Origin of the sequence: Streptomyces sp. MMCC 100 (genome assembly GCF_041538145.2) — a bacterium.
Taxonomy (GTDB): domain Bacteria; phylum Actinomycetota; class Actinomycetes; order Streptomycetales; family Streptomycetaceae; genus Streptomyces.
Map to the genome: position 1 here is coordinate 1 of NZ_JBGORK020000005.1, position 10,298 is coordinate 10,298.

Here is a 10,298-nt window from a genome sequence, read left to right on the forward strand (position 1 = left end):
CTCCGCCGGGGTCTCGGACGCCCGCCTCTACGGCGAGGACCCGGGCGACGGTGTCGGCGGCGACGGCGCCTTCTTCCTGCTGCTGGACGAACCGGAGGTGTACGGCCTGCCTCCCGACCCGGTCGTCACCACCCGCGACCTGCCAGCCATGTGGCGGCACGCCGCCGCGGCCGCCGCCTCGCTCGCCGCGCTCGCCGTCGTCAGTTTCGCCAGGAGGCCGCGATGAGCGAGTCCGACGTCACCCGTGACGGTGTGGAGGGGGCACGCCCCGGACGCGACGCCCTGACGGGGAGCCAGGCGGGGCGACGACGACGCCGCAGCCGGGGTGAGCGGGCGATGGTGCCCGACGCCGAGTTCTCCTCGTACTACGGCAAGCCGATCCTGAACAAGCCGACGTGGAAGGCTCTGGACATCGCGGGTTATCTGTACCTGGGAGGTCTGGCCGGCGGGTCGTCGCTGCTGGCTGCGGGGGCCCACGTGACCGGTCGTCCCGCGCTGGCCCGGGTGGCGAAGTTCGGGGCGGCGGGCGGCATCTCGCTGTCGCTGGCCGCCTTGGTGCACGACCTCGGCCGCCCCTGCCGGTTCCTCAACATGCTCCGCGTGTTCAAGCCCACCTCTCCCATGAGTGTGGGGTCGTGGCTGCTGGCGGGTTACGCGCCGCTCACGATGGCCGCTGTGGCCGCCGACGTCACCGGCCGCTACCGCCTGGTGGGGGCCGCCGCCACCGCGTCCGCGGCCGTGCTGGGCCCGGCCGTCGCCACGTACACGGCGGTGCTGATCTCCGACACGGCCGTGCCGTCCTGGCACGAGGGGTACCGGGAGATGCCGTTCGTCTTCGCCGGCTCGGGGGCCACTGCCGCAGCCGGTCTCGTCCTGACCGGCGCACCGGTGCGTGAAGCGGGTCCCGCGCGCCGGGCGGCCGTTCTCGGGGCCGTACTGGAGCTCGGCTCGTTCCAGGTGATGAAGCGGCGCATGGGCCTGGCGGCGGAGCCGTTCGAGCAGGGCGGCGCGCACCGGTTGCTGCGCGCCGCCGAGGTGCTCACGGCCGGGGGCGCCGCACTGGCCGCCCTGGGGGCCGGGCGCAGCCGGCCAGTCTCCGTCGTGGCGGGTGCGGCCCTGCTCGCCGGTTCCGCCGCGCTCCGCTTCGGCGTCTTCCACGCCGGGGTGGCGTCGGCCGAGGATCCCAAGTACACGGTGCTGCCACAGCGAGAGCGACGGGAGGCCCGGGCGCGGGCGACGCTCCCCTGCAGCCCTCCCCCGGCCTGAGTCAGCCCCGCGCCGCGCCGAGTTGTCGCGCCAGGTCGTCGACCCCGGCCGCCTGCCGGTCCGGAGGCCGCAACGCCGAGGGGTAGGGCACCGGTGTACGTCGCAGCCACGCCGTGCGCAGGCCGGCCCGTGCGGCACCGTCGACGTCCCAGGGATGCACCGCGACCAGCATCGCGGCGCGGGCCGGGACCTCGGCGACGCGCAGGGCGTGGGCGTACGCGGTCGGCGCCGGTTTCCAGCGGCCGTCGGCGCCCTGGACGTCGAGGTGTGTCGCGAAGCAGTCCGCCAGCCCCGCGCGTTCCAGGACCGCGCTGCTCGTCCGCGCCGATCCGTTGGTCAGCGTGATCAGGCGGTGTCCGGCCGCGTGCAGGGCCCGCACCCCCTCGCCGACGTCCGGGTGCACGGGGAGTTCGGGTAGAGCGTCGAGCACGTGGTCCGCCGCCGCCCCAGGGTCCGGATCGCCGGGCCGTTCCAGGGCGAGGTGAGCGAGCAGGCCGTCCCGGGCCACGGAAGCGAAGTCGGCCCGCCCGCCCGCCAGGGTCAGGGCGATGCCGTCGCGCAGGACACCGCTGAACCAGAGCGGCAGCATCTCGCCGGGCAGACCGGCGTCCGCCAGGCGGCCGGCGAGCGCGGACATGTCGGTGAGGGTCTCGTTGACGTCGAAGATCAGGACCTCGGGCAGACCGTCCTCAGGCACGCGGATCACCGCCCGTCATCGGCAGGGCCCAGCCGTCCGCGGACGCGGCCAGCCGCTCCTCGCGGGTGACCCACGTCCAGGTCAGTACGGCAGCCGTGATGCTCAACGGCAGCATCGCGACGATCATGGCGATGCCCTCGGCCGAGTGCCCGGCGGCGATGGTCCCGAGCGCGGGCAGGTCGAGCAGCGGCGCCGCCAGGAAGAGGTACAGGCACCGGCCCGGGGCGCTGAGGCGGTGCCGGGTGCGGGTCACGACGGGCACCCAGAACAGCACCGCGCCCGCGAGCAGGACCGGTTCCGTCAGGAGCGGCCCGGCCTGGGGCACGAAACCCACGAGGCCGCCGAGGATCGCCCAGGCGTGCAGCAACACCAGCAACGGCGCGGCCACGCCCGGCGGCAGGCTCACCCGTTCCCACAGCGGTGACCGGCGGGTGAGCCACATGAGGCCCGGCACGACAGCGGCCAGGGCGAAGCCGGACCAGGCCATCGCGACGACGGACGACAGCTGTGTGGTGTGCGTCGAGTGGTCCATCGTCGTTCACTCCTCCCGGGCCGTTGTGCCCCGCACGGCGAGGGCCAACGCCAGGAGCAGCAGGGGAACGGCGAGGGCCAGCAGCCACAGCCCGTACACGAAGGCCAGCCCGATCAGTACGCAGCCGAGCGCGGCGGGCAGCGCGGCGCCGCCGCCCCGGTCCGGCAGCCGGTAGCGGACGTGTTGCTCGGGTCCGGCACGGGAGGAGAGAAGGACGAGCAGGGCGACCAGTTCCAGCCCGGCCACGGACGCGCCCCACAGCCAGTACGTCAGCGAGCTCTCGCCGTACACCGCCAGCACCGCCAGCAGCACGGCGTTGAGCCCGCCCCAGCCGGCCACGATCACGAAAGCCGGATGGCGTTTCACGGCCGGCTCCCGTCGCCGGCGGCCTCCTTCTGCCGGCGCTGACGCAGGTCCAGCAGGGGAGCGAAACTCGTGATCGGCGGGACCGGGTGCTCCGGGTCGAAGTTGTACCGGGGCGGCGGCGAGGTGGTGGCCCACTCCAGCGTGTAGGCACCCCAGGGGTCGTCCGGAGCCTGTTCGGCGCGGCCGTGGCCCCGTTGCCGCAGGGTCCACAGGACGTTCACGATGAAGACCATCACGGCCGCGGCGAGGAAGGCCGCGCCGATGCTGGAGAGCAGGTTGAACAGGCTGAAGCCGTCAAAGGCGGCGTAGGTCCACACGCGGCGCGGCATCCCCTCGTAGCCGAGGGCGAACATGGGCAGGAAGGTGAGGTTGGTGCCGATGACGAGCAGCCAGAAGTGCAGCCGTCCACCGCGGTCGCTCAGCATGACGCCGGTGACCTTCGGGAACCAGAAGTAGATGGCGGCGAACAGGCCGAACGCGCTCCCGGCGAACAGCACGTAGTGCAGGTGAGCCACGACGAAGTAGCTGTCGGTGACGTGGTAGTCGATGACCGGGGTGCCGACCATGATGCCGGTGAGTCCGCCGATGAGGAACTGCGGGATGAAGGCGAGGGCGAAGAGCATCGGCGGCCGGAAGCGCAGCCGTCCGCCGACGATGGTGCCCAGCATGCCGAAGTACTCGGCCCCGGCGGGCACCAGCAACAGGATCGAGGTCAGCGAGTAGTAGTCGTTGGCGGCTTGGCCGGTGGTGAACATGTGGTGGCCCCACACGCTCATGGACAGTGCGGCGAAGACGAGCAGGGACAGCACGGTGCCCCGATAGCCGAAGAAGCGGCGCCCGGAGAAGACGGCCAGCACCTCGGCCACGGCGGCCAGGTACGGGAAGAACATCACGTACACGACGGGGTGGCCGTAGAACCAGAACAGGTGCTGGTAGCCGATGTTCCAGGCGTTGGACTCGAACAGACCCGGGTTCGCGCGGCCTGCGGCCAGCACGACGAGCGCGGCCAGCAGAGCGGGGAACGCGCCGATCACCATCAGACTGGTGACGATCATCGACCAGGAAAACACCGGGAGACGCAGCATCGTCATCCCGTGCGTCCGCTTGCGCAGCACCGTCCACAGCACGGCCCAGCCCATGACGATGCTCCCGGTGGTCGCGAGGAACACCCCGACGATCCAGAGGTCCGAGCCGACCCCGGGCGAGTGGACGCTGTCCGCCATCGGCGGGTAGGAGAACCAGCCGTCGGCGTGCGCGCCGTTCGGCATCGCGAAACCCGCCAGCATGACGATCGCGCCGAACGCGTAGAGCCAGTAACCCAGCAGGGTGAGCTTCGGCATGGCGATGCCGGGCGCGCCGATCTGCAACGGCACCAGGTACACGCCCATCCCGATGGCGAACGGGGTGAGCACCATGTAGATCATGCCGGAGCCGTGGATGGTGAACAGCTGGTTGTAGGTATCCACGCCCACCAGGTCCTGCTCGGGCCGGGCCAGTTGGGCGCGCATGATCAGGGCCAGGATGCCGACGAGGACGAACAGCACCAGTGACGTTCCGATGGTGAGCAGTCCGATCCGCTGGTGGTCGGTGCTGGTCACCCATCCCAGCCAGCCGCCCGGCGCGACCGGCCTGCCTACTGCCGTCCCCTCGGTGGACGGTGGTGCGGAGGTCACGCCGCCACTCCCTGGCCGCCGCCGCTGTGCAGCCAGCTGTCGTACTCCTCGGGCGACACCGCCTTGATCCAGAAGTGCATCGCGTAGTGCCGGTGCCCGCAGAACTCGGCGCACTTGCCCATCCAGCGGCCTTCCTTGTCCAAGGTGAGGGTGAAGGTGTTCGTGTGGTGGGGGAAGGCGTCCATCTTGTACCGCAGGTCCGGCACCCACAGGGAGTGGATGACGTCCTTCGCCGTCAGGTTCAGCTGGACGGGACGTCCGGTCGGCACCACCAGGGTCGGCAGGTCGTCGCCCCGGCAGGTACCCGACACGCTGCGCCGCTCGGAGGCCTGGGGGTAGTCGAACGTCCAGCACCACTGGAACCCGGTCACGTCGACGCGTACCGGGGGGCGGTCGGCCGACTGGTGCTCACGGTGGTTCTGCCAGGCCGTCCAGGCCACCAAGAACACGGCGAAGGCACCCAGCACGGCGACGTAGTACGTCTCCAGACGCGGACGCTCCGAGCGCTGCGAGGGGTGCACCGGCCGCCCGGCACGCCGTCTGAGCAACGCATAGCCGAACACCGCCAGCACGGCGAGGAACACCACACCCGCGATGATCGACTCCAGCGTGAACACCTGGCCGAAGACGTGACGCTGCCTCACCGTGTCACCATCCGATCACTCCAGTCTCGGGTCAGGACCGGGGCCACGCGGACATTACGGGCAGGCCGGACGGTCCGCGAGCGGACACACCGCAGGGCGAAGTTCCCCCGGGGTGCCGCCTTCACACCCCCGCAGTGGTCGAGGCGGACACGGCGCGAGGCGCGACACGTCCTGGCTCGCATTACAAGGGAACCCACGGCATCCGTCGGCGGAGCGGCGCCCGGCACGGTCAGGAGGAGTCAGGATGTGGAGACGCAGGAAGCGCCCGCGGCACCCCGAGGTCTCACCCGTCACGCTGTGCGACCTGTGCGCCATGGTGGTCCCGGTCGACGAGGCCGTGCGGGCCTACGTGCCCGACTCGTCCGCCGTACACCGCCACCGCCACTGGTTCGACGGCCTGCGCCTCCTCACCGCCTGCGGTGAGCCCCACCTCGAGCGCCTGCGCAAGGAGTACCGGCGCCGGCCATTCGTGCAGGAGGAACTGTGGGCGGCGAAGATCGGGCAGGTCCTCACCGACGGTGCGCCGACGCTCACCCTCGTGCAGCTCGCCTGCCGCACCGGGCTGCACGAGTCGGAGATCCGTCGTGCCGTCGCCTGGCACAACTGGCGCCGGCGGGAAGCAGGGGAGGAGCAGCGGGAGCCATGAGCCGAACGCCCGCGGCTTCGGCGCCCTCTCGCCGGCCGGGACGGCGAGGTTCACCGTTCCGGGTGCCCTTTCGCGTGTCCGTGGCGCGCGCCGAGCGGTCGGTGGTGGCGCGGCTGCTTGAGTGGAGGACGACAAGGCACGGTCGGTGAGTCGCGTCCGGAGGAGACACCATGCCGCAGATCGCCGAAGCGCCACCGGCGGGTCTCGTTCCCGAACAGTGGGACGCCGTAGTGCGTGATGTCGTCCAGCCACTCGCCGAGGAGGTCGACCGCACCGGCTCCTTCCCGCGGCTCGGTGTCCGGGCCCTTGCTGAGGCCGGGGTGCTGGGTCTGCTCAGCTCCCCTGCACACGGCGGAGGGGGCGGGGACCTGCGGCAGGCCGCCGCGGTCGTCGGCCGACTGGCGGGGATCTGCGGCTCCACGGCCATGGTGGTGTTGATGCACTACGCGGCCGTGACCGTCATCGAGGCCCACGGTGACGACGAGGTGCGGCGCGCCATCGCGACGGGGCGCCATCTGAGCACGCTCGCGTTCTCCGAGCACGGCTCGCGCAGCCACTTCTGGACTCCCGTCGGCACCGCCGTCCCCGACGGCGCGGAGAGCGTGCGGCTGGATGCCCGCAAGTCGTGGGTCACCTCGGCCGGCGAGGCCGACAGCTACGTGTGGTCGAGCAGGCCCCTGGAGGCAGCGGCGGGCGAGATGAGCCTGTGGTTGTTGCCGGCCGGCAGCCCGGGCCTGGACGTCTGCGGCCACTACGACGGGTTCGGGCTGCGCGGCAACGCGTCCAACCCGGTCACCGCGGACGGCGTACGGGTGCCGCGCACGGCCGCGCTCGGTTCCGACGGCGAGGGTTTGGCCATCGCCCTCGGTCTGGCGCTGCCCTGCTTCCTGACGCTCAGCGCCGCGTTCTCCCTGGGGGTGGCGGACACACTGCTCGAACTGACCGCACGGCACCTGCGTGAGACCCGTCTGGAGCACTTGGGTGAATCCCTGGCACACCAGCCGGTGGCCCGACGGGAGTACGCGGCGTTGCGGATGCGCGCCGACGCCGCCCGTGCTCTCCTCGACGACGCCGTGGCCGCCATGGAGGCCGAACGCTCCGACGCGACGTTGCGGGTGCTCCAGGTCAAGGCGCTCGCCGCGGAGACGGCGGCCGACACGGCGGACGGCGCGATGCGACTGTGTGGCGGTTCGGCCTTTCGCCGGGAGCTGGGGGTGGAACGACGGTTCCGTGACGCGCTCGCCGCACGGGTGATGGCCCCGACCACCGAGGCGCTGTACGACTTCTGCGGCCGTGCCGGGCTCGGTCTGCCGCTGTTCGAGGAGGCGAAGTGACCGGCATCGTGCTGGGGGCCGTCGCGTACGACCCGAAAGTGGTGACCATCTGGTCCGGCTTCCGCGGCTGGCTGGTCGAACGGGGAGTGGACTTTGACTTCGTGCTCTACAGCCACTACGAGCGACAGGTCGAGGACCTCGTCGGCGGCCGGATCGACATGGCCTGGCACTCGCCGATGGCGTGGCTGCGCACCCGTAGGCTCGCCGCGACAGCGGGCGTACAGGTCGAGCCGCTCGTCATGCGCGACACCGACCAGGACCTGACATCGGTCGTCGTGGTGCGGGCGGGCGGGCCGGTGCGCTCCGTCGCCGACCTCAAGGGCGAGACGGTGGCCGTCGGAGCGATGGACTCCCCGCAGGCGACGCTGCTCCCACTGCACCACCTGCGCGGGCACGGGCTGGAGGCGGGCGTCGACTTCGACGTCAGACGGCACGACGTCGGAGTCGGCCTGCACGGCGACCACATCGGCGGAGAGCGAGAGGCCGTACGGGCACTGATGGCAGGCGAAGTGGCGGCCGCCTGCGTCATCGACTCCAACCACCTCCTCTTCGGCGAGGAGGGCGTCCTGCCACCGGGCTCCACCCGCTTGCTGAGCCGGACCTCGCCCTACGACCACTGCGTCCTGGCGTCCGGTCCCTCGCTCGACACGGCCTCGGCCGACCGTTTGAGGAAGTCGCTGCTGTCCATGTCCTACGCCGACCCGGAGGTACGCCACCTGCTCGACCTGGAGGGGCTGACCCGGTGGCTGCCGGGACGCGAGAGCGGTTACCGGCAGTTGGCCGCCGCCGTGGACGACACGGGCTTCTACGACGCCGAGGGCCGGATCACTGCCGTCGGATACCGGCCGTGACCTCGCCCAGTGACCCGTCGACGGTCGACCTGGGCGACCTCGGTCTGGACGCGGGTGCCCGGCTGCTGCTGCGCAGGGCCCTGGACCGGGTGCCCGCAGGTGCGGAGGTGGCGGTTGCCGGCAGCGACCCGGCACTCGTGATCCACCTGGACGCATGGTGTCGCCGGGAGGGACACACCGTCCGCCCCGCGGATCCCGGCGACGCCCCGGTCCGGGCACGCATCCGCCGCAGCGGCACCGCGTCGATGCGCTGGGCGAACGCCGAACGCGCCGGTGACCCTCGGCCCGGCCGGGCGGCCGGATGGGCGGAGCCGCATTGGGGGCTGGCCGCGCGGGGCGCGCTGGTCGAGGCCGGTGGCCCGGAGATGTTCTTCCCCGTCGCGGACCGGGACGTGGCCTGGAGCGACCTGGCGCCGCGGCTGTACCGCCAGGCCGCCGCCGCCCAGTGGGATCCGTGGACCGCGGTTCCCTGGGACACCCCCTTCGCCCTTCCCGACGAGATCGAGGCCGCCGTCGTGCAGGTGATGACGTATCTCGTCGAGAACGAGCAGGCCGCCCTGGTTGTACCCGCCCGGCTGCTCGTGCAGGTGCATCCCCACTTCCGGGAGGTGCTGCAGTTGCTCGCGGTGCAGGCCGCCGACGAGGCACGGCACGTGGAGGTCTTCACCCGGCGGGCTCTCCTCAGGGGTGAGGTCATGGGCACCTCTTCGGTGGGTGGACGGGCTTCCCTGACGACCCTGTTCGCCGAAGCGGACTTCTCCCTCGCCGCCTTCTTGCTGTCGGTGCTCGGGGAGGGCAGCTTCCTCAGCCTGCTGTCGTTCCTGGAACGGCACGCTCCGGATCCGGTGACCCGCCGGATCAGTCACTTGGTGCGGCAGGACGAGGCCCGGCACGTCGCCTTCGGGGTGGGCCACCTGGAGCACCGCGCGAAGGCCGATTCCCAGTTGCGCGGCCGGCTGAGGGCAGCTGTGGAACGCCGCCACGACGCGCTCGCCGGTACCGCCGGGCTGAACCAGGACGTGTTCGACTCGTTGATTCTGCTGGCTGCCGGATCGTGGGCCCCCGAGGCGATCGCGCGCGGCTGGCAGGCGGTGCAGCGGTTGCAGGCGGATATGGACGAGGGCAGACGTCACCGGCTGTCACGCCTGGGCTTCTCTGACGACGAGGCCGCCGAGCTGTCTCTCCTCCACACCCGCAACTTCATGTGACGACGAGGCCGCGAACGGCCCCGCCGCGGTTCGGTCGGCGGTTCGGCCCGTGGCACGGCGGGTACTCCGCCGTGAACGGAACGCGCAGAGAGCCGAAGGAGGCCGGGCTCATGCCGACCCAGAGTCAGGTGCGTCGCCTACTGGCGCGGGGACTCGACTACGAGCAGGCCGGGAACCGCCTCGGTATCCCGGCGGGTCAGGCATTTCTCATCGCAACCGGACTGCCCGCGGACGGCGGCGACACACTCACCACCGAGGAGCAGTACCGCCCCGGCATGACGCAGGCATCGAGTCAGCACCTGGTGAACCCGGCGGCGGTCAATCCGACCGGGAAGCCGGCTGTGCGCGCCTGGCTGAGGAACCGCGCCGGCGGCGACGCCCAGATGCAGCGGGCCGCGCGGTCGCGCGGCACCTGAGCCGCCCAGGTGGCCCCGTGTCGTCCGAAGATGCCGACCGCGCGCGGTGGAGGCAGGGATCTTTGACGGGACGCGGTAGCGCCTCGGGCGTCGCGGCGCTGCAACGACGGCCGCTGTTCTCCGTACCGCTCCGGTTGAATACCGCGGACCGGGGAACCTGCAGCAGCGTCGAGCGCACCGACGGGAAAGGCGGACGTGATGGGTGTACGCACCTGGATCGACTCCTGGCCGGTGTACCGCCAGCTGAAGGGGACCGACCCGCTGGGCCGCGGTGCCGCCGCCAAGAGCGGGACCAGCGCGCGTCTCACCCCGCGCGTCGCCTCCGCCGAGCGGGTCGTGAAGTCGATCTGCCCGTACTGCGCGGTGGGCTGCGGCCAGAACGTCTACGTCGAGGGCGAGCGCGTCACCCAGATCGAGGGCGACCCCGACTCGCCCATCTCACGCGGCCGGCTGTGCCCCAAGGGCGCGGCCAGCCTGCAGCTCACCACCGGCGGCGCCCGCGAGCACCACGTGCTGTACCGCCGTCCGCACGGCACCGAGTGGGAGCGGCTGGACCTGGACACGGCGATGGACATGATCGCCGACCGGGTGATCGAGTCACGGCGTTCCGGCTGGCAGTGGGAGGTCGACGAGACCCGCACCCGGCGCACCCTCGGCGTCGCCAG

The 10,298-nt window shown here is 71.9% G+C and carries 11 protein-coding genes and 2 pseudogenes; 8 read left to right on the forward strand and 5 right to left on the reverse strand.

Going from position 1 to position 10,298, the window contains the following annotated elements; translation table 11 throughout:
* Positions 1–226: pseudogene (locus tag ABS735_RS38450) on the forward strand (4Fe-4S dicluster domain-containing protein); the annotation flags it as partial.
* The gene (gene nrfD / locus ABS735_RS38455) at positions 223–1,266 is read left to right on the forward strand and encodes an NrfD/PsrC family molybdoenzyme membrane anchor subunit (protein WP_373906624.1); all 1,044 of its coding nucleotides are present in this window, start codon (positions 223–225) and stop codon (positions 1,264–1,266) included. The pseudogene ABS735_RS38450 and the gene nrfD, both read left to right, overlap by 4 nt.
* A gap of 1 nt (position 1,267) precedes the next feature.
* Here nrfD and ABS735_RS38460 read toward each other — a convergent pair whose 3' ends face one another.
* From ABS735_RS38460 to coxB, 5 genes are read right to left on the reverse strand one after another with little or no spacing between them, the layout of a single operon-like run.
* Positions 1,268–1,963: a haloacid dehalogenase type II gene (locus ABS735_RS38460; protein ID WP_373906625.1), complete on the reverse strand. Its 696-nt coding sequence runs from the start codon at positions 1,961–1,963 to the stop codon at positions 1,268–1,270.
* Complete coding sequence (locus tag ABS735_RS38465) at positions 1,956–2,495, reverse strand: hypothetical protein (RefSeq protein ID WP_373906626.1); 540 nt, start codon at positions 2,493–2,495, stop codon at positions 1,956–1,958. Before ABS735_RS38465 ends, ABS735_RS38460 begins: the two co-directional genes overlap by 8 nt.
* Before the next feature lie 6 nt (positions 2,496–2,501).
* Positions 2,502–2,861 (reverse strand): hypothetical protein, encoded by a 360-nt coding sequence (locus tag ABS735_RS38470; protein ID WP_373906627.1) that lies wholly within the window; start codon positions 2,859–2,861, stop codon positions 2,502–2,504.
* Positions 2,858–4,534, reverse strand: a complete 1,677-nt coding sequence (locus ABS735_RS38475; protein ID WP_373906628.1) for a cytochrome c oxidase subunit I — start codon at positions 4,532–4,534, stop codon at positions 2,858–2,860. The genes ABS735_RS38470 and ABS735_RS38475 overlap by 4 nt, the downstream gene beginning before the upstream one ends.
* Complete coding sequence (gene coxB, locus ABS735_RS38480) at positions 4,531–5,178, reverse strand: cytochrome c oxidase subunit II (RefSeq protein WP_373906629.1); 648 nt, start codon at positions 5,176–5,178, stop codon at positions 4,531–4,533. Before coxB ends, ABS735_RS38475 begins: the two co-directional genes overlap by 4 nt.
* Before the next feature lie 244 nt (positions 5,179–5,422).
* On the opposite strand from coxB, the gene ABS735_RS38485 reads away from it, so the two are divergent.
* The 6 genes and pseudogenes from ABS735_RS38485 to ABS735_RS38510 form a co-directional block, all read left to right on the forward strand.
* Positions 5,423–5,824: a hypothetical protein gene (locus ABS735_RS38485; protein ID WP_373906630.1), complete on the forward strand. Its 402-nt coding sequence runs from the start codon at positions 5,423–5,425 to the stop codon at positions 5,822–5,824.
* 170 nt (positions 5,825–5,994) lie between these two features.
* Positions 5,995–7,158 (forward strand): acyl-CoA dehydrogenase family protein, encoded by a 1,164-nt coding sequence (locus ABS735_RS38490; protein ID WP_373906631.1) that lies wholly within the window; start codon positions 5,995–5,997, stop codon positions 7,156–7,158.
* Positions 7,155–8,009: a phosphate/phosphite/phosphonate ABC transporter substrate-binding protein gene (locus tag ABS735_RS38495; RefSeq protein WP_373906632.1), complete on the forward strand. Its 855-nt coding sequence runs from the start codon at positions 7,155–7,157 to the stop codon at positions 8,007–8,009. Before ABS735_RS38490 ends, ABS735_RS38495 begins: the two co-directional genes overlap by 4 nt.
* Positions 8,006–9,217, forward strand: coding sequence for a ferritin-like domain-containing protein (locus ABS735_RS38500; protein ID WP_373906633.1), 1,212 nt, complete (start codon positions 8,006–8,008; stop codon positions 9,215–9,217). The genes ABS735_RS38495 and ABS735_RS38500 overlap by 4 nt, the downstream gene beginning before the upstream one ends.
* A 110-nt stretch (positions 9,218–9,327) precedes the next feature.
* A complete protein-coding gene (locus ABS735_RS38505) occupies positions 9,328–9,633 on the forward strand; it encodes a hypothetical protein (protein WP_373906634.1) in 306 nt (101 codons plus the stop codon).
* Positions 9,634–9,831: 198 nt separating this feature from the next.
* Positions 9,832–10,298 (forward strand): annotated as a pseudogene (locus tag ABS735_RS38510) (formate dehydrogenase); the annotation flags it as partial.

Bases quoted from the DNA above. Each gene is read 5' to 3' on its own strand.
- ABS735_RS38490 (WP_373906631.1), top strand. From the start codon at position 5,995: ATGCCGCAGATCGCCGAAGCGCCACCGGCGGGTCTCGTTCCCGAACAG.
- ABS735_RS38485 (WP_373906630.1), top strand. From the start codon at position 5,423: ATGTGGAGACGCAGGAAGCGCCCGCGGCACCCCGAGGTCTCACCCGTC.
- nrfD (WP_373906624.1), top strand. From the start codon at position 223: ATGAGCGAGTCCGACGTCACCCGTGACGGTGTGGAGGGGGCACGCCCC.
- ABS735_RS38465 (WP_373906626.1), bottom strand. From the start codon at position 2,495: ATGGACCACTCGACGCACACCACACAGCTGTCGTCCGTCGTCGCGATG.
- ABS735_RS38505 (WP_373906634.1), top strand. From the start codon at position 9,328: ATGCCGACCCAGAGTCAGGTGCGTCGCCTACTGGCGCGGGGACTCGAC.